The organism is Lysinibacillus sp. FSL K6-0057, assembly GCF_038630885.1.
Taxonomy (GTDB): Bacteria; Bacillota; Bacilli; order Bacillales_A; family Planococcaceae; genus Lysinibacillus; species Lysinibacillus fusiformis_F.
Genome location: NZ_CP152047.1, coordinates 2,706,823 through 2,727,798, shown reverse-complemented (window position 1 = coordinate 2,727,798; position 20,976 = coordinate 2,706,823). Strand labels below are relative to the sequence as shown.

Genomic DNA, 20,976 nt, shown 5'->3' with positions numbered 1-20,976 from the left:
ATGGAAAATGTGGTTGAATTAAAAAATGTAACGAAGAAGTTCAAAGGTTTTTCTGTAAATAATATTGATTTACAAGTGAAGCGAGGCTTTGTTACGGGATTCATTGGAGCAAATGGCGCGGGTAAGTCGACAACGATAAAAACGATGATGAATCTATTAAAACCAGATACCGGAGAAGTGAAGCTTTTCGGATTGGACTACAAGACGCATGAGAAGGCGATTAAGGAGCGCATTGGGTTTGTATACGATGGCAATATCTTTTTTGAAGGGCTGAACTTAAAAGATATAAAACGCATAGTTGCACCTGCTTACAAACGCTGGGATGATACATTATTTTATCAATATGTCGAACAATTCGAATTACCACTAAACAAAGCGATAAAAACTTTTTCAAAAGGGATGCAAATGAAGGCTTCATTGGCGATAGCACTCTCACATCACGCAGAGCTGATCATTATGGATGAGCCAACAGCAGGATTAGATCCCATTTTTAGACGGGAGCTGTTAGATCTATTACAGGAATTAATGGTGGATAGTAATCGCACCATCTTCTTCTCTACGCACATTACAACTGATTTAGATCGTATCGCAGATTATATAGCTTTTATACAGAAAGGGGAGTTAGTATTTAATCAGTCTATTCACGATGTAGCTCAAAACTATGCGCTCGTTAAAGGCGAATTGGAGCTTCTGGATAGAGATACTGAAAAGGCATTTGTTCATGTTCATCGTGCAACAACAGGATTTGAAGCATTAACGGATAATATCAAGGCAGCAAAAAATATTTTCGGAGACACAGTTATTATTGAACGTGCCTCTCTGGAAGATATCATGTATTACTTTAAAGGAGGCATCCATCATGCTTAACTTAATCAAACGCGATGTCATACTACAGAAAAGGCAGCTAGTAATCTTTATTCCTTTTATCTTAGTCTTTATTATTATGGGGGCACATCCAGCTTTAATTTTTCTAGTTGCCAGTATTTTTATTCCCTTTAACACATATGCATATGATGAAAAAGTAGAGACAAATATATTATTAAATTCCTTACCTTACACACGTACGGAGATTATCGCATCACGCTATCTTGGTGCAATTGTATATATGATTTTATCCATTGGGGTGACAAGTTTAGCGTTATTTGCTTTCAATAAACATTTTACGATGGCTGATATTGCGATTGGTAGCGGCTTATTCTTATTATTTGCTGCGCTTACTTTCCCATTATTTCAGGTATTTAAACAGGGCTATATTACAACTGTTATACTGATTAGTTTTATCCTCTTAACATGGATTTCACGACCTATTGCAATGTATATGAATGAACACTTAACAGCAATCATTGATTTTATAGATCATACATCTGTCACGGTTTTATATACTGGAGCGACACTTTTTATTTTAGCAATCTATAGTATTTCTTGGGGGATTACCAATATTATTTACCAACGAAAAGCGTTCTGATTGTGTTCATTGAGGTAATGTTTTCCTCTCAATTATTTAATCTGAGGAAAAGAATGATAACGAACTTTAAATCGACATATTTTGGCGGGTTTACTTGGTATTTCAAAAGTGGTTTTATAGTAAAATTTGGTATATAAAATGTAGGAGGTTTTATATGCCTGACTTATTACTCATCCTTTTTTTATTGAACTTTTCATTATTTCTTTTGCACGAAATGGATGCTATAAGACATTCTGAGTGGCGATTGTTTATAATACTTAAAGATATGGAAGATTCAAAGGCTTATAAAGTATTCACTTTTATTCACCTGTTTCTTTACGTAGTAATCCTTTCCTTACTTTTCAGTCAGTATCAAACCATTATTTTTTGGGTTCTTGATTTATTCTTTATCATTCATGCAATCTTGCACTTCATTTTTGAACGACATCCTCGAAATGAATTTAAAAATAGATTTTCAAGAGCCATTATTTATCCAATAGGATTCCTTGCTGTAATACATTTAGTATTTTTATTTAATATCTCGATTTAAGGCATGATAAAGGAAGTTTTCAAAGTGAAATTTCCTGAAAATTATTCCAATTTGTTGATCTTCTGCTTATTATAAAGATGGAGGTGATTAACAGATGTATAGTAATACCGCAAATATGTTGAAGCAAACGAACAATCTTATCAATGCATTGAAAAAAATAAAACAAAACCTATCCTTTGTAAAATTGTATATGAATAGCGATAGAATACTGGCAATTTATTTTTTAAGTAATGCATATAGTGACTTTAATTTATTTAAAACAATTTATTTATCTGTAACACCTGGTGATCAAACAATTGATGAGTTTTTACAGGAGTATGAAAAATTCTTTGTAGACGTGAATAAATACTTAGAGGTCTTTACTGATGATAGCGTGGTTGAAGATCGACTTCATAAGGAAGTTTTGTTTGCGATTAATGAATTAGAAAGATATTTGTTAAATCTGTTAGATGTGTACAGATAAAAAGTTAGACATTCCTTATTTCTGAGGGGTGTCTTTTATTTTAAGAGGTCTCCTTTTGAATAAGCTAAAGCCTCTCTAGTTGTAGCGTTAGAGGATAATCAAAATGAATTAGAAATATTAAGTATTGGGAGAAATATATGATTAAAAAAATTGAAATGGGTTTGTTCGTAATTGGTATAGTAATGGCATTAATAGGCATGCCTTATTTATTGGGCTATTCAACGAATGAATTTTTAAAATACCCTCTCTATTTAGGGTTAATAGTAGTGGTTGTCTCTTTCCCTGCAAAAATATCAAAAAAAAAATAATTTGAACTTATTGGGATTTTAATACTTGATGTCTTCTGCATTAGAGCTTGTATAGTAGATAGACACGCTTGTGATATAGTTCCTAACAAAAGACAAGTAACAAGGCAGTAGCAGTTTATTTCGCTGATATGTAAAAATAAACTGCTAGTAGATAAATGAAGATATAGAAAACAGCAATACATTTATATATAACTGTAGAGTAATATTGATCAAGACTTGAGGGCGTTAATACCACAATGGAGAGAATTACAATCAAGATATACAAAGGACTATATGTCAGTTGGGAAAGTAAGGTAGTTATAGGTTGGGTGCTTACATCGGTCATATTGCCTCCAAATGATGAAACGAACTTCATTCATTTTATCAGTAACTTACTCAAATGGAACTAGTAAATATTGGGTGTAGGATAAAGCAAAGGAGGACGATATGAGAAAATTGAAATGGGTTCCATCTTGAATAGCTTAATCTAAAAATACTTTTAAATAATAAAAAACTAAACAGACAGTCACAAAAGAATTAAACAAAAACGCTAGCTTGTTTTGAAACCTAGTTTTAAACAGAAACATCATTAAATTATGAAGAAATAAATACATTGTTATAATAGCAAAATGAATGATAGAAAATAAGAAGCTCCATACGACTAAAGAAATAGTACTCAAATCCCCAGGATAACTTTCTGCAGCTGTAAATCGAATACCTCCCATAAAAAGCACCGTCACCCATTGGAAACAATAAGTTAAGAAAAGCACTATTACAAAATAAACGATATACGATAAATAAAGAAAAAATGTCTTAATAACCATTCCAGTCTCCTCCAATAATTACAATAACGATATTTTTATCAATTAGTTGCAAATGTCTAAAAGAAATGATTCTTCCATAATGAAGCAGGGTAGTTGACAGAGGGGGAATTTTCATATATGGCAAGACAATCCATTGTTAAGATTTGATAGGTAAAGTATTCCGTGGAATGAAATTGGAATAGGACGTTAATTAAATAATAAGTTGTATGGAGGAATCTCATGGGTTAATGAAGTAACTAATGCTAAAGAAATGATACATAGGTCTTGAACTTTCACGAGGATAGTGACAGTTAGAGAAAGAAAGCCCCGGAAATTGAAGCGATTGTTGCTCCAATACGGCAGTGGTAGTGAACGAAATCAAATTAAGGCTAATTATATTTAGCAATACATCACTAACAAAAGGACAGCATGAAGCCAGTTGGGGTGTTAGGACATGAACAGATGATCAATCCCCAAACGTTATCGTGATGAATATAGATTTTATATTTTTGAAATTTCAAATAAATGAATGACCAAAACCTAAAAAAGTGGTAAAGTATAGAAAAAGTGAATGGAGAATTATGTAATGGAAAAACTGAAAAAGGTTGAATTAAAGCATTTTTCAAGTGAATATATGAAAGAATTGAACACTTTTGTACTTACTGAAGAACAAAAACAATTTTCTGCACTGCCAAGCAAATTTGAGGAAATTAATGAAGGACAGCATCGTATTGTAATTTTAAGTGAAAATACACCTGTAGGTTTCTTTCTCCTAAATTCAAATGAACGAGTTAAGAAATACTCTAATAATATAAATGCGATGCTATTATCTGCATTATCAATTAATCATATGGAACAAGGGAAGGGCTACGCAAAGCAAGGCATGACATTACTAGTAGAGTTTGTTAAAACAGAATTCCCTAACTGTGATGAAATTGTTTTAGTTGTTGACAAAGATAATATACCAGCGCAGAAACTATATGTAAAAGTAGGGTTTGAAGATACGAATGAGAGGCTAATAGGACGTATCGGTGAAGAAATTATCATGAGACAAATAATAAAATAATAATAGACCAGCATTGTCACCAGAGTTTATGCTACATTTTGTAGATGAACTCTGGTTTTATGTTTTGCGGAAAATGTCGGATCCATTCTTGAAAATGAGCTTCATCGCTCAAGGTTAGCAAAGAAAAGCATTTAAAATATCCTAATTAAAAATACACCAGCTATCATTACCATTAAACCAATTATTTGTAATGGTTCAATTCGATTTTTTATCGAGTTAAACAATCCGAATTGCTCTACCAACAGGCTACCTGTGATTTGACCAAATAAAACAAGGACTACAGTTTGTCCATTTCCAATTTGATTGACGAGAAATACATTGATTAGTACATAAGATCCTCCTAAGATCCCTCCAATCCATATCCACCAAGGAGCAGAGTGTTTAAAAGGCTCTTTAATATTTGTGTAAGAGCGATCCATTAACCCAACAATTATAATCAACGTAATAGTACCCACAAAGAATGAAACAAGGGCAGCATGGGAAGCAGAGTGAAGAACTTTCCCTAATTGTCCATTAATAGCAATTTGGATAGCTAGTAACATTCCTGCTAATATACCTACCATGCGCCAAATCCATTGTTTCAACATGCTTTCCTTATTTGTTAGGAGAGAAATCTGGCCATTTTTCTTGCTGCGTATAGCTGTCGCTAAAAAGACACCTAGTAAGACTAGTAATATACCAAAGATTCGATTCCATCCAAAAGAATATTGTATTGAATTAAACCAACCATAATGATCGATTAACATACTCATCAGAGTCATTCCCAAAATTGGTAGTATTGCTGTCTGCACACTGCCCAATTTAGGAAACAAAAGAATGTTGGTAGTTATTGCAATAGCGCCACCAATTCCTCCCAACCATATATAAATAGGCTGGTTCAAGAATAAATCTAATGGAATACCCAATGATGAACCACTACTTAATAATGTAATCGTTAAGAAGATGACGCCAACAGCGAATGAAATCATTGAAGCTAAAAGTGGAGAAATCACAAACTTTCTTAATTGAGCATTAATGGCTGTTTGCCCAGCAAAAATAGCTCCAATACCTATAGCCAAAAGTATTGCAAACATAAAAATTCATCACAACCTTTGTTGAATAAAATGTAACGAAAAAAGAAATTTAAAACAACGGCATGATTGATTATATCAAAGTACGTGTCAAACTTTATAAAATTAAGCATTGAACACTTAGTAAAAAATAGATTTTATTTACTAGAAGCTCTGGATCCTTTATGCAATGTAGCCAATGTTAGTATTTTCAATAGATGTCCAACGCCACCAGCTCAGGATACTGGAACATTAAAGAAGATGATGAAAAAATTTGTCTCTCAAAAAAGAAAAGTGATTTCTCAGGTATAGAAGCGGCTAAGAAATAGTAGCTTTATGTCAATAAAGTATAGTGTAATCACTTCATATTCTGTATATTGGTGTATGAGGAGGAGATTTAATGGCAAGAAAATGGATACTACCCTTTTTGTTAGTATTAAGTGTTTTGATAGCTGGATGTAGTCAGGGGCAAGAAAAAGATAGCAACAATGGTGGAGATGTAGAAGTGACCATTCCAGCTATATTTTTTGAAGGACAGGACATCGATTCGGTTATTTCTAAGGCGAAAAATAGTGGGATTAAGGAAGTCATGAAGAATGATGATGGTTCTTTAACTTATAAAATGTCTAAATCAGAACACAAAGAAATGATGAAAGGTTTAAAAGAAGGCATTCTAGCAAGTGTAGATGAGATTAAAGCTAGTGAAGATTTCAAATCTATAAAAGATGTAACATATAACAAATCCTTCTCAGAATTCACATTATCTGTAAACAAAGAAGAGTTTGAAAATAGTCTTGATACAATGGCCTCTTTAGGACTAGCTTTAACAGGTATGTACTATCAATTATTTAACGGTGTGGACGAAAAAGATTATAAAGTCAAAGTAATTTTTAAAGACGACTCAAACGGAGATGTAATCAACACAATAATTTATCCTGATGATTTAAACGAGAAAAGTTGATTTTAAGAACACCTAATTTGGGTGTTCTTTTTAATTACTATGAGAGCGATCGAATGGAAGTAGTGTCCACAGTAGCAGCAGCAAATCTGAGACGAGAACAAAATAACAAAATTCTATAGGTACTCCATTAATTTTGAACTTGGGTATTTTTGTATTTATTCATGGTTCCACTCTCATAGATAATGAAGCTAGTTTAGAAAATTGCTTGAAGTGGTAAAGTTCTATCTAGCTAACATTACCAATAATTGTTTAGATATTAATATTCGAATCTATGATAGTATCAATAATTGTGGAAAATATATGTATGTAAGAGAGGAAAGTGAATATGCAAAAGAACACGATCAAAGGCTTTTTTTTAGGATTTACAACAGCAATGGTATTAGGGGCTGCCACAGTAACAGTAGGTGCTGCGAGTGGAACATTTAAGGATGTCAAAGCTGGTGCGTGGTACGAAGATGCCGTTCTTTGGGCACAAGAAAAGGGAATTGTTAGTGGTTATCCAGATGGGACGTTTAAACCAAATAGCAATGTCACACGCGCTGAATTAACAGGTGTTGTTCAAAACCTAGCCGAAGGGGGTTATATTGATGCGGATTTAGATCGGGTGGATCAGTATGAAGCAATCAAAATTGGAAAAACAACCAAAGAGGATTTGATTAGGATGTTTGGAGGATATAGTCCAGGCTCTAACTATGGTGAATATTATATTTCTTCAATAGAAGCAACAGTATGGTTTAACAATGACGGCACAGTAAGATCTAAGGGTGGGTTTAGTGCAAATTACCCTCAAGTAACAGTAGAGAACTTAAAAAAGTTAGAATCGGGTATGAGCTATGAACAAGTTAGTATGATCCTAGGAGGAAAAGGTTTAACGTTTGAATCAAAAAATACGAATGAAAAAACGTATGGTTGGCGTGGTACGGAAGCTCTAAATGCTTCATATGCTCATTTAGTTTTCGATAAGGTCGGAGATGGATTATCTTTAGCACTTGATCGGAGTAATATTATATACCCAAAAACTAACAATGAATAATTTGAAGATAGTATATTTGTTAAGTAGAGATAGACCTAAATTATTCCACAAAGCCCAGATACTCATTAATTTTGAGTCTGGGCTTGTGCTTATTCAACTCGTAATTCCTTTTTATTATCCTCAATCTTCTGGTAGGCCGCCTCAAAGAGCTATCTAAAGAAATTTTTAATGGCATCCATACGAATTTTACTATAACACTCTTCGCAACGAAAAATCTTATCGGTTCTTTCTTTTAACTGTCTGAATCTCAGTGACCCCTCATATACTCTGAATTTATTTCTACAACTAGAGCAAATTACCTCATAGTAGTTCATAGCTATCCTCCCCAGGTGTGACTTATTATTTTTTAGTTGATTTATCGAAGATTGTAATCAGTTCCCTTGTATATTCCTGAACATTTAGCTGAGGATTTCTCATTAATTCAATGGTGAACCCGTCAATGGAATTTCTTATAGTTAACGCCATTACTCTCGCAGACAATTGGGTGAATTCTCGGAAAACACCCTCGTGCATTCCTAGTGTGAGTATGTTTTCAATGGGAAGAAAAATAGTATCATCATGGTCCGCCGCAAATCGAAGTTTGCCATCAGCAGTTCTTTCATTAGAAACAATTTCAATGACAGCGAAAACATGTTGCCTATTTTCATCTATGAATCTCAGGTTTGATTCAATATACACGCTAAGCATTTCTATAGGAGATGGTTGATTTTCTATTAGAGGTGCAGTATAGGCTTGACATGCCATGTAGTATTCGTAAATTACTTGCTCTAATAATTCCCCCTTGTTTGCAAAGTGATAGGAAATAACGCCCTTACTGATTTGTGCACGTTTTGCAATTTGACCTAAAGAAGCTTGAGCGTAACCGACTTCAGCGATGGTTTCAATGGCACATTCTATAATTTGAGTTCTACGAGCTTTTTCAATAAATGACATTTCTTTTTGGTTAGTTGTTTTATTTTTTATACTCATGTATATATTTTAGCACGGTCGTACAAATAAATCGAATAAGAAAATTTAAGTCGGCTCCTATTTTTTTCTAGTGTCATTATCCATAAGAATTATTTACCATTAGTTAATAATGGATAGAATATATATAATAAAACGATTACCTAATAGAATAATAACGAAAGATTGGATTGAATGAATTTTGAGTAAAATGAAAAGATTAGTAGTTTGTTGTTTAATAGTAGTTATTGCAACATGCCACTTCGAAACAGCGAATAGTACTGTATATGCAAGTGAAAATGATAATCAGATTTATAATGGTAAGGTGGTAAACGGAAGACTTTACGTACCTATTCGAGCTGTAGGCGAAAAGATAAAGGCGCAAGTAAGCTGGGATGCGACAACAAAAACAGCCACTTTAATTAAAGGTAAGAAAGTGATCAAAATGACACTTGGCTCCAAGATCCTAAAAGTGAATAATGAGCAACGACAAATGGATGCATTTTTTTACCAATCAGATTTATCGGCGATGCGCTAGAGTACAAAACTACATGGACTCAATATAACCGGGTTGCAGGTTTTTATTCTGAGCAGGAGCAGTTTGGTGTCGTTGTATATGCTCAACTACTGTACTATGAGGATGGCTATAAGCTGCTTGATGAAGCCATTGCTAAAGTAAAAAATATTTCAACTGTCGCTCAAAAAAGACAGTATTTAAAGCCATATTTCACAGATGAAATGATTAATTTAATTATTATGAGAAACTTGACCTTTACGGATATGTCACAAGAATATAATTCTTATTCTTACTCTTATCCAAAAGAAACGAATATGAAAATCAGTCGTGAGGTTTCTGTACCTGGAAAGTTTGGACGGTTGGTACAAGATGCTTTACTTACAAAGAGAAATAATCAATGGGTAGTGGGTTCTCTTACAGAAGGTTTTTATCAATTTATGCCATAGAATTTTGTATTTTACTAAACAGTTAGATTTAGTAGCACTTAAAAACTACGTTTGAAACTTTCAAGAGTAGATACAGCAGTGTCAATGACAAGTTAACACATATTATATGGGGATCACATTACGTGATATCTTATCTTATTTTATTTTGGAGGTTTCTATTGAGCAGACAATAATAATTCCAACCAAGGAGCTGAAGTAAATGAGCATTTTACAGCAAGACTAAAAACTAATTGCTGATACAGTTGTTTATAACTTATAAGATGAAGAGTCAGTTGTAGAAACAGTGGTTTAAACGCAAAAGATTTAGTTGTAACAGGAGAAACTATGAATGGATGTTAATTATGATGATTTATACAAAATATTACGATGAAAATGTTAATAAAATTGAACCCTCAGAATAAATACAAGCATAGGATTAGCGTTATTTTTTATGTCAAAAATATTTTTAACCTAAATTTAATATTGAAAGAATATACTAGAATGGGGAAAGTAGGTTTTGGATATCTACCGCTGATGGATCGCCGTATGCGATGATAGTCGCCTGTACGGTGAAGGCTCGTTATAAAACTGAAAGATAGATAAAGTATAAGACGAGAACGGTATTTTAAAGACACCGCCAGTTTTAAATGCAGTTTCACCAGTTCCGATGAATAGTCTTGTTGTGTTTAATTTTACGGATGATCCTGATTGGAGAGCAGCCATCAATAGTATTACTTATACTATTGAATCAATATCTTATATTGGAAACATAATAAATAGATTCCAAATTGATGTGGGTACGTTGTTTCAGTATCCTGGGTATGCTTATGGGATGAACGGTACATGGGAATGGACAATTAAAGCAACAGGCTACGAAGATATTTTAGTGACAGTAATAGTACAGTAAAAGAAAACATTTTTAGAGCGTCCATCTGGGCGTTCTTTTCTTTTGTTCTCTCGATTGAAGAGCTTTTTATTACAATAAAATCTAAGCAATGTACCATGCCTAACAGTGAATCTTTAGTAATTAATTTTAGAAATAAAAATACGATGTTCACGAGAAAATAAGTATTAAGTTTTAGCACAGACAGGTCGCCGTATGTAATGAAAGTAGTTTGTGTGGTAATATTTAGTATATTATTGAGAGATAAAGAGGGTACAAGAAGGGGTAACATACAAAGTGATTAACAGTTTCCCCTCTATGGAACTGTTAAATTTTTTGGAGGAAATATTTTTGGGAAACATACTGCTAACGGTTCGCCGTGTACGATGAAAGTCGCCTGCACGGTGAAGGCTCGTTATAAACCTATTAGATAAAGAAGGATAAGGCGAGAATAGCATGATGAGTTCTGCAAGTAACACAATTGGCACTATTATTACTGTAACATTTTTTGGAACAAACGTCCCGTTACCGGATAATCAACAGTTAAATAATATGTCTATAAATGGAGCGAATGACACTTTCACAATTGAGCAATCAGGGATGTATGAACTTGAATATCATATTTACCTTACTAATCCAGCAACATCGACATATTCTAGATTGGAATGTAATGGTGCACCGCTTGTAGATAGTGAGTTTACTCCTGTAATAGGTACAGATCATTTAACTAAAAAGGTCACAGTAAATCTAAATGCAGGCGATACTTTGAGTTTGCAAGTATACAATTATTTAGGTCCAGTTACATTGGTAAATGGAGACCCATCTAAAGTTACATCATTAAGTATTACAAAGAAGTAAGTTTTTAGGGACATGTCTTTATGACGTGTCCTTTTTCTTGTATCTTTTGAAAACACCTTACTATGCGAGGGGTTCTCAAGGGTCTTCAATTATGGACAAGAAAAAACCCCAAATGAAGTGACCCCTAAAAGTTAGACACGGTTATTTCGTTTAGACAGCTTGGGTAAAATGAGTTCGGTACTGCACTGGACTCATTTTTAATTTTGCCTTCATACGTTTCGTGTTGTAATAGTTTATATAGTTTTCCAGTTCCTTTTTAAAATGCTCGACACTTTTAAATTCCTTTAAATAGAGAAATTCCGACTTCATGATGCCAAAGAAATTCTCCATGACAGAATTGTCGTAACAGTTGCCTTTATGCGACATACTTTGCACAATCCCTCTTGATTGAAGGGCGTGGCGATATTGTTTCATTTGATAATGCCAGCCTTGATCGGAATGCATGAGGAGCTGGTGTTCTTCTGGCAACCGCTCTAAAGCCTTTTCTACCATCTCTGAAACTAACGAATATGTAGGTCTAGAGCCAATTGTATACGTAATAATTTCGCCATTAAATAAGTCTAAAACAGGCGATAAATAAAGCTTTTCACCAATTAACTTAAACTCCGTAATATCTGTTACCCATTTCTCATTAGGCGCTTTTGCTGTAAAATTGCGATCTAAAATGTTAGGCGCAATTTTACCAACTGTCCCTTTATATGACTTATATTTTTTCATACGAACGATGCACTTTAAGCCTAGCGCTTTCATCAGGCGTTGCACTTTCTTATGATTCACTTTTTGCCCACTATTCGCTAGCTCATCACGAATGCGACGATAGCCATAACGGCCTTCATGTTCCTTATAGATTTCTTGAATTTCGGCCTTTAACTCGGCATCTGGATCGGGACGATTCATCTTCTTTACTAAATCATAGTACGTGCTACGTGGAATTTCTGCGAACGCTACAAGCGCCTTCACCGAGTATTTATGCCTTAATTCATAGATGACGTTTACTTTGTCTTCTTTGGTGATTTTTCCTTGGCTTGAACTAAGGCGTTTAACTTTTTTAAATACTCGTTTTCCATACGTAGACGATTGATTTCTGCTTGAAGTGCTTCTGGTGAGCCTTCTACTGGTGCTTGTTTTGGTTGTTTATTTGTTTCTTTTTTCATGGATGGACGCCCATTTTTCTTTGATTGAAGGGCATCGAATCCTTTTGTTTCAAATTGTTTTTTCCAAAAACGAAGTGTAGAAGGAGTAGCTATATTAAAGATAGCTGCCGTTTCAAGTAAGGACGTACCGTTTTCAATCATATAGTTTAGTACGTCTAGTTTAAACTGTGCCGAATAATTTGTATATCGTTTTATAAACGCTTCTACGCCGTTATACTCATATTGTTTCACCCAATTAAGAATCGCTTTGTGATCTGTTCCAATTAATCTAGCAATTTCATGTGAACTTTCTTTACCTTCTATGTAGCGTAGGACTGCTTGTAATTTTTCTTCTGATGTATATTTCGCCATATAAAAACTGCTCCTCCAATTGTTAGATGTGTCTAACAATTGGGGAGCAGTTCATTTGGGGTGTTTTCATATGGCAAAATATAGAGATGCAATGAATTTAAAATAATAGTTGTTAAAGAATATTTAGAAGGTACTTTAGGCTATTAATTATTAGCCATTAAATATGGTATCCCTGTTGAACTCAACTAAAAAAATGGATACGTGCCTATAAAGAATTAGGTGAAGAGGGGCTATGTAGAAAGCGAACAAAATAAGTTTATTCTGTTCAATTCAAATTAGATGTATTAAACTTTATGAAGCAAACATGCTTCTTACCTAGATACAGCGATGGAATTTAAAATGAATTATCCCTCTTTAATTACGAACTGGAACAGTATTTTTCTGAAAGTAGGTACATAAGGTCTGAATGAAAAAGTGAAAAGCTCAGATTCTACTACAAATAGCAAGACTGTATCAGACTTTCGAACACACAATATTGAAGAGAAACAAAATATCATCCTCAAAATAACGCCATCACGTACAGATTTAACGTTTAATCAAAAAATTCTTCTTATTTCAGGGGCGGTGGACTAAATGCCATTTGAGTACAAAGTACGTAATCCATACGGCACTATGGGTGCAATAAAAAATACGGAGTGGAAGAAACGGTAGAGGAAAAGGCTGCTCGATTAGAACAAGAGAATAAATTGTTACTCGGTACATGATGGAAATGTCATGATATATAGCAATGCAAGAAAAACGACTAGAAGGTCAGTAAAATGCCATTATTATTTAGCTTTTACGTTGATCGCAATGTCGTTACCTAGAGGTGAAAGTGATGTTTAATGAAAACAGTGGTAGTCGGTATTTGGAGCAACTTGTAAAAGTTAATCCAGACAAGCGTGAATAGGTACCTAATCATCTAATTTACGTGAAGTTGTCTTCAATACATTAGATAAGGTAAAGGCTTTGCGTTAAACTTTTTTCAATTTTTTTAACCTAAATTTAACCTTGAGAGAATATACTTAAACTGGGGAATAAGTTTTGAAGATCTAATGCTGACGGATCGCCGTATGCGATGAAAGTCGCCTGTACGGTGAAGGCTCGTTATAAAGCTGAGATAGAGAAGGTATAAGACGAGAACAGCAATGTAGCTCCACAAATTTCGAGCATTAATATCTTTAAGAATAGTAACAATCAGTACACAAAGGCAGAAATAAAATTTTCACACCCTATCAAAGATTCGACTGTAGTGCCAGGGGAATTTAAATTTTATGACAATAATAATTCTTATAATCCAATAATGGGTTCAATGTTTAATACTTATCGTCCAAACCTACCCCAAACATCAAATCAAATTGATGATGAGTATATTACGGTAGAATTCGCTCCAAAGAGTACTGTGGCTAACGTAACATATACTAAGGGATCCTTAAAAGGTGTAAATGGAGTAGAAGTTGAATCACAATCTGTGACACCAGTGGTAGAATAAGGTGAAATACTATGGTATATAAACAAAGCGTTGAACAAGAATGGTCAATTGAAGAACAAGAAAAATCATTAAATATCGTTGTTTCTACGAAACTCCATCATACGCAACTAGAAGAACTGTTAGCTCATTTTGCAGTTGAATATGGAACTTGTAATAAGGATATCTATGTCCAAGTATCTGAAGTAGAATTTAATCAAAACTATGATATATCTTCTGATAAATGGAAAAAGGAAATATCTCAGCATGTTTTTATACTAGATGTGCTAAAAGTTAAAGAACTACCCATCTTTAATCGAAATCATTTAAAAGAAGGATTTACTATTCATTCGATTCAAGAGTTAACACCACAAGAGATTGATTTTATTGAAAAAGGTGAAAATGTTTGGTTTCCGACTAGATTTCATCCACTTCGTTATGAAACAGTTGCGAATAATAGTTTGATTTTACGCTACCATAAAGAATTAGTAGGCTGGTGTGTTGTGTTACCATCTACAAATCAATTGCTAATGTATGATAATCTTTTTGTTAAAGAAAGATATCAATCATTGGGAAGAAGCTTGTCATTGTTTTGGCACGCTATTTTACTGCAATTAGAGCAAACACCAATGAAATATCTTACCTTTGTGGTAGATGGGGAAAATGAAAAGATGTTAAAAGTTTTGAGGAATAAAGTTCATGTTCCACTAATTGATTATCAGAAAGTAACTGTTTTCAAATTAATGGATTAAATTAAACTGAATAAATAGTAGAATTCAGTCTTTATAAAGGATACGTCATATTGACCTATCTTTTTCACATTGCCTTCCACTTACATGGAGGGCTTTTTTATATGCTATGTAAGCAATTATGATGGGCAACGGTACAAGTTACTGATTCTCGATTCGCCTCATGGCTTTTTATTTTCATAAAAATGAGCAAAGGATAGGTGATGATAAAATGAAAGAATAACTAGGAACAAAGTCAATCGGTGGTGAAGTGAATAATGAAAGGGTACGTTAAGATTTCTTTACCCTGTCGTGGTTCTCTTGATTAACTTTAAATTTGTAATTATGATGACGGTTGGGAAATAAATATAAAGATCTAACGCTGACGGATCACCATAGGAATTAACTTTCAAGTTTAATCCTGCAATAGGTTCAACAAGTATGAAGGTACAACAATCAATCGATGGAGGATTAACTTGGGTTGTTTCAACACTTGTTGCTGTATTTGATGGGCCTAATTATAACGTAAAGTATATCAGCCCTATATTAACAGAATTAAGTTATGGTGTTCGTATTGATGGTTGGCACTACCTATCATATTAAGTTAGTTGTAACATGTCGCATTAAAGATGGTGATTCTAATATTGTGATTATTACTTATTAATTCGTTTAGTTAAACTTCGCCATTAGGTGGGGTGTTTTCATGTAGAAAATTATATATATAACATAGCTAGGCGTTATTTGTTATGCCTATGATTTTTTGAGAGTTTCACTTGATATTCTTTTTTGGGGAGAAAAGCATAAATATCTAAAGCTGACGGATCACCATATGCGATGAAAGTCGCCTGTACGGTGAAGGCTCGTTATAAACCGAAAGATAGAAAGGGATAAGACGAGAATAGCGTTACAAGTACTACAGGTTATATGGTAGGTTGGGGTGTGGGTCATGAATGGGCTGCCATTTATATTTCTGATCAGCCATCTGCCATAGGGGGGATATACGACCATTACCTATTTACAAACTGGTCAACATTTTAGTTACAAAGCTAATGGTTAAGAGGTTTCAAATCAGGATTTTCAAGACTTAATAAATTTTTTAAAAGGTAATGGTAATGTGGCAATCCCCATTTATGACAGTAGAACAAGTCAAGAAAATGGAATCAATATCATTAATCTAATACATACTCCATTAGTATAATTTTGCTAACCTCACCCTTTAGTAGGGTGACTTCAATTTCCAGCAATGCACTGTGCCGAGCAGTGCTATTTTTATTGTAAAAGGTTAAGATTTCTTTACCTTGTCGTGATTCTATTGATTAGCTATTAATTTGGAAATATGATGACGATAGGGGAAATAAGTATAAAGATCTATCGCTGACGGATCGCCGTATGCGATGAAAGTCGCTCGTACGGTGAAGGCTCGTTATAAACCGAAGTTAGTAAAAAGGATAAGATGAGAATAGCATGACGTTAGAGGAAGCTGTCCAACAAGTTAATGATGCAGTAACAATACCCGATATGTTAAATGCACTAAATTTACAAGTTCTTAATTTGCAGCATGCTATGTATTCAAATCTTGAAGATTATGAGTTAGAGATTGTTGCTCAATATATGATTGATAACAAAGGTGCTGGTTATGTAGATCACAATGCTATTCAATCAACATTTACTAATATTATTGATGCGATAATTGAAGACTGGAATGAGATAATGGAAGATTTAAACGCCGCAAAAATTTTATTATCGCCTGGTGATAGCAGAACTAGCATTACCCAAGACCTCACATTACCATCTGTGGGTACTATCAACGGTTCTACATTCACCTGGACATCTAGTAATCCAGGAATTATATCTGACTCAGGTATTGTCACTCGCCCGGCTGTTGATACAATTGTGACATTAACTTTTTTGATGGAACATGGGTACGAACACTATACAGTATCAACTAATTTTACTGTAAAAGGAACTAATTAATTTTCTTTTACCTCACCATTTCGGTAAAGTTCCTTATGGCACATTAGTAAAAAATATGCAATAAATAATTAAAAATTAAATATCAAATAATTATGCCTTCCACGGGTAAGTGGAGGGCTTTTATTTTGCAATTGTTGATAGGATAATCATTTCTATTGTCGAAAGATAAATAAAGGAGTAATGTAGATGATTGATGAAAAAGTCCATTTAAAATGCGGCTACATTTATGTGAAAAAAGAAAAAACAGGAACTTTAATTTTTTGGAAAGTTAGTAAGAATTTTATCCATCCAAATGTCAACGCTAGTAGCAACTGATATTTTTGTTAATACAGGATGGACAGTAAAATCATTTATGTTCGTTGGAAAAGAACCAGTTAAAAACGATTGAGCACTCTCGAATAAGGGTGCTTTTTATTATGCAAGAGAAAGTGAACTCTTGCAAAACATCCCACTAAGAACTATTTTAAGTTACTAGGTAAAGTTGAACGTTTTACGTCAGACCAAATAAGCATCTCATGGTCTGATATAGGAGAGTTAGAGCTTCAAATTAATCGGTACCTGCAGCTGACAAAGGGTAAATAGACGCACTCCACTCGAAAAGAAAGCACGCTACAGTCCTTTAAATGAAAAGTTCAAAGAATAGAGCTTCATGGACTAGGGTGGAATATAGAGCTAGTTTGCATAATAAACAATTCGTATTCGTTAGACAAGAAGGAAGAAATTTCGTAGCCAATCGGACTGGACTACCACAAGCCATCTTCAGTGCAGAGTTTGAAACGATTGAATCACTTGAATATACTGAAAGTGATCTAGAATACAAGAACTTCGCTGTTGTGTAGAGAGAAGAATAATCTCTATAGGTGATGCAGTGGGTGCTGATCTCTATGAAATGTTAGTTGATGCTAGGGACATATCGGAGGATGACGATGACGGAAACCCACGTCCAGCTATTAAAGTTATTGCGGATTTAGAGAAGAGAGGGAAAAAACCTTGCTGAACATGCTCAAGAAGTATATCTCGATGGACAGATAATGACTACATCCCGTTTAGTAATTGATGAAGACTCCAGCGTGAGTGAGATGGTCACGGTACGAGATAAAAGTTGTGGTGTCACAATAGATACACGAATTACGGAAGCTAAAGTGATTTGTGAGTACGGGATGCGAAAAATAGAGGGGGAGGGGTGTGTTTGAAATGATAAACCGACCTTAATCAGTAAAATTAGGCGTGAAATGGATGCGCTGTCTTAGATTTACCTTTTTTGTCTAATAAATATGGAAATTAACACACGTGTTGATTAACCAAAATCATCCAGTATTTACTTAGTTCAGCCTCCAATAAAAGGCGAGTATTTCTTTGATACCGATATGCCATTCAATTGGCAGGGTATCGCAAAGAAGCTGGCGTGTAAAACCAGCGAAAGATAAGCGTCTGCAGTTGTTTTTCTTGTGTCCTTCTGTATGAAGAAATTTTAGTAACACATAGGCAATTAACGCTGAAAAAAGTTGGCTAAATACCGCATTTTTAGTCGTTCCAAATAGCACTGGCACATTTAAATTTTGTTTAATCCAGCGAAAGAATGACTCAATCGCCCAGCGTTCCTTGTACATGTCGGCGATTTCTTCGGCCGTTACATCACGAAGATTTGTGACAACGCGTACAATCGCACCTTCGTAATCGATGAACTCGACAACACGGTGGCGTTCCGTTGTTTGCTTTTGAGCAGTACCGAGTGTACAAGTGAAATCACCAACGATATTTGACCCTTCAACGGCTGCTCTTTTTAACGATTTTTTGCGATTTAATTGAATATTATCCTTTAAACGAATGACGAAATCTTGTTTTGTTGTCGTATAACGATCGACTTTATCAATGGAAAAATAAGCACGGTCCGCTACTAAAATAAATCGCTTATCTTCCAGCTCGACACCAAGAGGACCATCGTGCTTTAGGCCTGTTGTTTCAACGATTTGAAGGGGCATTCCTGTTTGATTGGTGAAGCTGACATGTAGTTTAATACCTGAACGTTCACCGTGATACAGCGCCCAAGGTAAACGATTTTTCCCGACAGTAATCGTTGTTGAATCAATCGCCAGTAGCTCTTTTTTTAGTTTAAGTGAGCGTCTCGCAGCTCAGTTTAATCGGCTGACAATCAGCTCAAAAATACGTTTGACGATGAGATAATTTAGTTCGCCTAAACGTTTTGAAAATGTGGAATAATCCACTGATTTCAAGCCTTGCACTGGTGCAACATCCGCAGCGTAGCGTAAACTTTTCCATTCAAATGTAGCAGCGCCAACCAAGTAGTTTAAAAGCGTTGGTACATCACATTTACGAGCCGTATCTTCAAACTGAAGATCAGCTAGAATCCCATTGATTTCTTCTTGTGAAATAAAGTTTTGAAGTAGTGTGAAAATCGTGGTATTCTTAGCCATGAGAGATTCCTCCTCGTAAAAGTTTGTGTGGTAACTTACATTTTACATGGAATCTCTCTTTTTTATTAGATTTTAATGGTAAAAACTAGTTAATCAACAGACGTGGGAAATTAACAGAAAATTGTGGTGTGTTCTTTATTGGGGAGATAAGTGTTTAAAATCTTTAGTGATGAGTTGCCGTATGCGATGAAAGTCGCTTGTACTGTGAAGGTTCGAATCCGCAAGCACATATGTGTGTAAGACGAGTATAGCAAACCAACAGTAGATGTAACTGCACCAATAATTGATATTCCTAACTTTGGTATCATTCCACCACCGTCTACACCTTTTTCGTTTCAATAAAATGTTAAAGTAGATTAAAATGTAACACTTTACTATGTACTTATACCACCTGGTATGGAAGCACCGCATATAGACTTAGTTAAACAAGGGAAAGATTTTAATGTTAATGATTGCATTAAGTTCAGGGAATAAAGCTATAATAGGTGATAAAATCAGTGAAATTGAATTTACTGGTTTAACGGAAGTTACTAATTATGGATTGGCTTTATTTATTGAAGAAGCTGCTGGAAGTTCAACATAAGTCTATTTATATCTAGTAAAACCAAATGGCGTCGGTATTCTTTGATATTATACTTACAGTGAATATATTGAAATTAAAGCATTCCACAGATATGTGTGCGGCAATGTTTATATGCTTCAAGATCTAGAAACTCACTGTATCAAATAGTGCTATTTTTATTGTAAAAGGTTAAGATTTCTTTACCTTGTCGTGATTCTATTGATTAACTATTTATTTGGAAATATGATGACGATAGGGGAAATAAGTATTAAGATCTAACGCTGACGGATCGCCGTATGCGATGAAAGTCGCCTGTACGGTGAAGGCTCGTTATAAACCTAAGTTAGTGTAAAGAATAAGACGAGAATAGCATGACATTAGATAGCACAGTCACTGTATCTTCAATTATGGTAATGACACCACCTGTACCACCTGTAATGCTTCCTGGTATGGGACCAGCATTTAACATCGATAATATAAATGGAACTATTTCAGGTAGCGGTATGGTGATTACAACGTCAATGCAGGTTCAGGCATTTTTAAGTTACCTATTAAAAGGGCACACTGCACAAACTTTAAAAGTATTTAGTGCAGGAGAAAGTACTGCTGGGGGTAATACACCGAAATCTCTTACAGCCACTTTAACTATTAACGATGTGTTAGAAGTAACTGCTGAAAACGGTGATTTAAAGCAATACACAATTACAGTAATACCAAATTAGTTTTTTTAAACCTCACCTTTAAATTAGGTGGGGTTTATTTTTGCCTTCCACAACCTTGGCTCACAGCTTATACAACTAAAATTAGATGTCATTTCAATGGAAAAGTGGTGGGAAGTAATGGAATTTCGGCAAATTGCATTCATGTTTAAGTGGGTAACAGCTGAACAACTACGAATTGCAGTTAAAACGGGGCCAATCCGTTTGGCGTGATTACACCTCAACAGTACAATGAAATCACTAAGCCAGATTATTAAAAAGCCAAGTTAATCGAATAACTGGCGTTTTTAGGTGTTCATTAAAGCTATAGTACTTTGGATGT

General features: G+C 34.4%; 23 protein-coding genes and 1 pseudogene. 19 read left to right on the top strand and 5 right to left on the bottom strand.

What is annotated here, in order from left to right; translation table 11 throughout:
- The 6 genes from MHB40_RS13380 (at position 1) to MHB40_RS13355 (ending at position 4,613) form a co-directional block, all read left to right on the top strand.
- Positions 1 to 867: an ABC transporter ATP-binding protein gene (locus tag MHB40_RS13380; protein ID WP_342532490.1), complete on the top strand. Its 867-nt coding sequence runs from the start codon at positions 1 to 3 to the stop codon at positions 865 to 867.
- On the top strand, positions 860 to 1,465 hold the full coding sequence (locus MHB40_RS13375) for an ABC-2 transporter permease (protein ID WP_342532489.1): 606 nt from the start codon (positions 860 to 862) through the stop codon (positions 1,463 to 1,465). Before MHB40_RS13380 ends, MHB40_RS13375 begins: the two co-directional genes overlap by 8 nt.
- A 154-nt stretch (positions 1,466 to 1,619) precedes the next feature.
- Positions 1,620 to 1,994, top strand: a complete 375-nt coding sequence (locus tag MHB40_RS13370) for a DUF6713 family protein (RefSeq protein WP_342532488.1) — start codon at positions 1,620 to 1,622, stop codon at positions 1,992 to 1,994.
- A gap of 94 nt (positions 1,995 to 2,088) precedes the next feature.
- The gene (locus MHB40_RS13365; RefSeq protein ID WP_205443863.1) at positions 2,089 to 2,457 is read left to right on the top strand and encodes a hypothetical protein; all 369 of its coding nucleotides are present in this window, start codon (positions 2,089 to 2,091) and stop codon (positions 2,455 to 2,457) included.
- 137 nt (positions 2,458 to 2,594) lie between these two features.
- Positions 2,595 to 2,765 carry a hypothetical protein gene (locus tag MHB40_RS13360; RefSeq protein WP_342440670.1) on the top strand — a complete coding sequence of 57 codons (171 nt, stop codon included), beginning with the start codon at positions 2,595 to 2,597 and terminating at the stop codon, positions 2,763 to 2,765.
- 1,368 nt (positions 2,766 to 4,133) lie between these two features.
- Positions 4,134 to 4,613: a GNAT family N-acetyltransferase gene (locus MHB40_RS13355; protein ID WP_205443859.1), complete on the top strand. Its 480-nt coding sequence runs from the start codon at positions 4,134 to 4,136 to the stop codon at positions 4,611 to 4,613.
- 131 nt (positions 4,614 to 4,744) lie between these two features.
- On the opposite strand, the gene MHB40_RS13350 is transcribed toward MHB40_RS13355, so the two are convergent.
- Positions 4,745 to 5,686: a DMT family transporter gene (locus MHB40_RS13350; RefSeq protein ID WP_342532487.1), complete on the bottom strand. Its 942-nt coding sequence runs from the start codon at positions 5,684 to 5,686 to the stop codon at positions 4,745 to 4,747.
- Between the two features lie 376 nt (positions 5,687 to 6,062).
- On the opposite strand from MHB40_RS13350, the gene MHB40_RS13345 reads away from it, so the two are divergent.
- Both MHB40_RS13345 and MHB40_RS13340 read left to right on the top strand, forming a co-directional pair.
- Positions 6,063 to 6,623 (top strand): hypothetical protein, encoded by a 561-nt coding sequence (locus MHB40_RS13345; protein ID WP_205443856.1) that lies wholly within the window; start codon positions 6,063 to 6,065, stop codon positions 6,621 to 6,623.
- A 325-nt stretch (positions 6,624 to 6,948) separates the two neighbouring features.
- The gene (locus MHB40_RS13340) at positions 6,949 to 7,656 is read left to right on the top strand and encodes an S-layer homology domain-containing protein (protein ID WP_342532486.1); all 708 of its coding nucleotides are present in this window, start codon (positions 6,949 to 6,951) and stop codon (positions 7,654 to 7,656) included.
- 149 nt (positions 7,657 to 7,805) lie between these two features.
- On the opposite strand, the gene MHB40_RS13335 is transcribed toward MHB40_RS13340, so the two are convergent.
- Together MHB40_RS13335 and MHB40_RS13330 are read right to left on the bottom strand one after the other, a co-directional pair.
- The gene (locus MHB40_RS13335; protein ID WP_243456214.1) at positions 7,806 to 7,970 is read right to left on the bottom strand and encodes a DUF2197 domain-containing protein; all 165 of its coding nucleotides are present in this window, start codon (positions 7,968 to 7,970) and stop codon (positions 7,806 to 7,808) included.
- A gap of 25 nt (positions 7,971 to 7,995) precedes the next feature.
- Positions 7,996 to 8,625: a TetR/AcrR family transcriptional regulator gene (locus MHB40_RS13330; protein WP_342440667.1), complete on the bottom strand. Its 630-nt coding sequence runs from the start codon at positions 8,623 to 8,625 to the stop codon at positions 7,996 to 7,998.
- Positions 8,626 to 8,812: 187 nt separating this feature from the next.
- Here MHB40_RS13330 and MHB40_RS13325 point away from each other — a divergent pair, with 187 nt between their 5' ends.
- The 4 genes from MHB40_RS13325 to MHB40_RS13310 all read left to right on the top strand — a co-directional run bounded on the left by MHB40_RS13325 (position 8,813) and on the right by MHB40_RS13310 (position 11,284).
- Positions 8,813 to 9,139 (top strand): copper amine oxidase N-terminal domain-containing protein, encoded by a 327-nt coding sequence (locus MHB40_RS13325; protein ID WP_342532485.1) that lies wholly within the window; start codon positions 8,813 to 8,815, stop codon positions 9,137 to 9,139.
- A gap of 200 nt (positions 9,140 to 9,339) precedes the next feature.
- Positions 9,340 to 9,564 carry a hypothetical protein gene (locus tag MHB40_RS13320; protein ID WP_342532484.1) on the top strand — a complete coding sequence of 75 codons (225 nt, stop codon included), beginning with the start codon at positions 9,340 to 9,342 and terminating at the stop codon, positions 9,562 to 9,564.
- Between the two features lie 646 nt (positions 9,565 to 10,210).
- Positions 10,211 to 10,450: a hypothetical protein gene (locus MHB40_RS13315; RefSeq protein WP_342532483.1), complete on the top strand. Its 240-nt coding sequence runs from the start codon at positions 10,211 to 10,213 to the stop codon at positions 10,448 to 10,450.
- 432 nt (positions 10,451 to 10,882) lie between these two features.
- A complete protein-coding gene (locus MHB40_RS13310; protein WP_342440664.1) occupies positions 10,883 to 11,284 on the top strand; it encodes a hypothetical protein in 402 nt (133 codons plus the stop codon).
- Positions 11,285 to 11,434: 150 nt separating this feature from the next.
- Here the strand turns inward: MHB40_RS13310 and MHB40_RS13305 are convergent.
- Positions 11,435 to 12,789, bottom strand: a protein-coding gene (locus MHB40_RS13305; RefSeq protein ID WP_342440663.1) for an IS3 family transposase whose coding sequence is annotated in 2 segments (ribosomal slippage) — positions 11,435 to 12,321 and positions 12,321 to 12,789 — 1,356 coding nt in all. Because the reading frame shifts where the segments join, the coding sequence is not laid out codon by codon here.
- A gap of 1,282 nt (positions 12,790 to 14,071) precedes the next feature.
- Between MHB40_RS13305 and MHB40_RS13300 the strand changes: the two genes are divergently transcribed.
- The 5 genes from MHB40_RS13300 (at position 14,072) to MHB40_RS13280 (ending at position 17,777) form a co-directional block, all read left to right on the top strand.
- Positions 14,072 to 14,260, top strand: a complete 189-nt coding sequence (locus MHB40_RS13300) for a hypothetical protein (RefSeq protein WP_342532480.1) — start codon at positions 14,072 to 14,074, stop codon at positions 14,258 to 14,260.
- A gap of 11 nt (positions 14,261 to 14,271) precedes the next feature.
- Positions 14,272 to 14,988: a hypothetical protein gene (locus MHB40_RS13295; RefSeq protein WP_342440662.1), complete on the top strand. Its 717-nt coding sequence runs from the start codon at positions 14,272 to 14,274 to the stop codon at positions 14,986 to 14,988.
- A 417-nt stretch (positions 14,989 to 15,405) separates the two neighbouring features.
- Positions 15,406 to 15,567: a hypothetical protein gene (locus tag MHB40_RS13290; protein ID WP_342532479.1), complete on the top strand. Its 162-nt coding sequence runs from the start codon at positions 15,406 to 15,408 to the stop codon at positions 15,565 to 15,567.
- Between the two features lie 861 nt (positions 15,568 to 16,428).
- On the top strand, positions 16,429 to 16,938 hold the full coding sequence (locus MHB40_RS13285) for an immunoglobulin-like domain-containing protein (protein WP_342440661.1): 510 nt from the start codon (positions 16,429 to 16,431) through the stop codon (positions 16,936 to 16,938).
- A gap of 677 nt (positions 16,939 to 17,615) precedes the next feature.
- Complete coding sequence (locus MHB40_RS13280) at positions 17,616 to 17,777, top strand: hypothetical protein (RefSeq protein ID WP_342440659.1); 162 nt, start codon at positions 17,616 to 17,618, stop codon at positions 17,775 to 17,777.
- Between the two features lie 483 nt (positions 17,778 to 18,260).
- Here the strand turns inward: MHB40_RS13280 and MHB40_RS13275 are convergent.
- A pseudogene (locus MHB40_RS13275) lies at positions 18,261 to 19,373 on the bottom strand (IS4 family transposase).
- Between the two features lie 442 nt (positions 19,374 to 19,815).
- Here MHB40_RS13275 and MHB40_RS13270 point away from each other — a divergent pair.
- Positions 19,816 to 19,956 carry a hypothetical protein gene (locus MHB40_RS13270; RefSeq protein ID WP_342440658.1) on the top strand — a complete coding sequence of 47 codons (141 nt, stop codon included), beginning with the start codon at positions 19,816 to 19,818 and terminating at the stop codon, positions 19,954 to 19,956.
- A 350-nt stretch (positions 19,957 to 20,306) separates the two neighbouring features.
- Entirely contained in the window at positions 20,307 to 20,657 is a 351-nt protein-coding gene (locus MHB40_RS13265; protein ID WP_342440657.1) for a hypothetical protein, read from the top strand.
- Positions 20,658 to 20,976 lie beyond the last annotated feature (319 nt).

Bases quoted from the DNA above. Each gene is read 5' to 3' on its own strand.
- MHB40_RS13380 (WP_342532490.1), top strand. From the start codon at position 1: ATGGAAAATGTGGTTGAATTAAAAAATGTAACGAAGAAGTTCAAAGGT.
- MHB40_RS13375 (WP_342532489.1), top strand. From the start codon at position 860: ATGCTTAACTTAATCAAACGCGATGTCATACTACAGAAAAGGCAGCTA.
- MHB40_RS13370 (WP_342532488.1), top strand. From the start codon at position 1,620: ATGCCTGACTTATTACTCATCCTTTTTTTATTGAACTTTTCATTATTT.
- MHB40_RS13365 (WP_205443863.1), top strand. From the start codon at position 2,089: ATGTATAGTAATACCGCAAATATGTTGAAGCAAACGAACAATCTTATC.
- MHB40_RS13360 (WP_342440670.1), top strand. From the start codon at position 2,595: ATGATTAAAAAAATTGAAATGGGTTTGTTCGTAATTGGTATAGTAATG.
- MHB40_RS13355 (WP_205443859.1), top strand. From the start codon at position 4,134: ATGGAAAAACTGAAAAAGGTTGAATTAAAGCATTTTTCAAGTGAATAT.
- MHB40_RS13350 (WP_342532487.1), bottom strand. From the start codon at position 5,686: ATGTTTGCAATACTTTTGGCTATAGGTATTGGAGCTATTTTTGCTGGG.
- MHB40_RS13345 (WP_205443856.1), top strand. From the start codon at position 6,063: ATGGCAAGAAAATGGATACTACCCTTTTTGTTAGTATTAAGTGTTTTG.
- MHB40_RS13340 (WP_342532486.1), top strand. From the start codon at position 6,949: ATGCAAAAGAACACGATCAAAGGCTTTTTTTTAGGATTTACAACAGCA.
- MHB40_RS13335 (WP_243456214.1), bottom strand. From the start codon at position 7,970: ATGAACTACTATGAGGTAATTTGCTCTAGTTGTAGAAATAAATTCAGA.
- MHB40_RS13330 (WP_342440667.1), bottom strand. From the start codon at position 8,625: ATGAGTATAAAAAATAAAACAACTAACCAAAAAGAAATGTCATTTATT.
- MHB40_RS13325 (WP_342532485.1), top strand. From the start codon at position 8,813: ATGAAAAGATTAGTAGTTTGTTGTTTAATAGTAGTTATTGCAACATGC.
- MHB40_RS13320 (WP_342532484.1), top strand. From the start codon at position 9,340: ATGATTAATTTAATTATTATGAGAAACTTGACCTTTACGGATATGTCA.
- MHB40_RS13315 (WP_342532483.1), top strand. From the start codon at position 10,211: ATGAATAGTCTTGTTGTGTTTAATTTTACGGATGATCCTGATTGGAGA.
- MHB40_RS13310 (WP_342440664.1), top strand. From the start codon at position 10,883: ATGATGAGTTCTGCAAGTAACACAATTGGCACTATTATTACTGTAACA.
- MHB40_RS13300 (WP_342532480.1), top strand. From the start codon at position 14,072: ATGGGTTCAATGTTTAATACTTATCGTCCAAACCTACCCCAAACATCA.
- MHB40_RS13295 (WP_342440662.1), top strand. From the start codon at position 14,272: ATGGTATATAAACAAAGCGTTGAACAAGAATGGTCAATTGAAGAACAA.
- MHB40_RS13290 (WP_342532479.1), top strand. From the start codon at position 15,406: ATGAAGGTACAACAATCAATCGATGGAGGATTAACTTGGGTTGTTTCA.
- MHB40_RS13285 (WP_342440661.1), top strand. From the start codon at position 16,429: ATGACGTTAGAGGAAGCTGTCCAACAAGTTAATGATGCAGTAACAATA.
- MHB40_RS13270 (WP_342440658.1), top strand. From the start codon at position 19,816: ATGTTAATGATTGCATTAAGTTCAGGGAATAAAGCTATAATAGGTGAT.
- MHB40_RS13265 (WP_342440657.1), top strand. From the start codon at position 20,307: ATGACATTAGATAGCACAGTCACTGTATCTTCAATTATGGTAATGACA.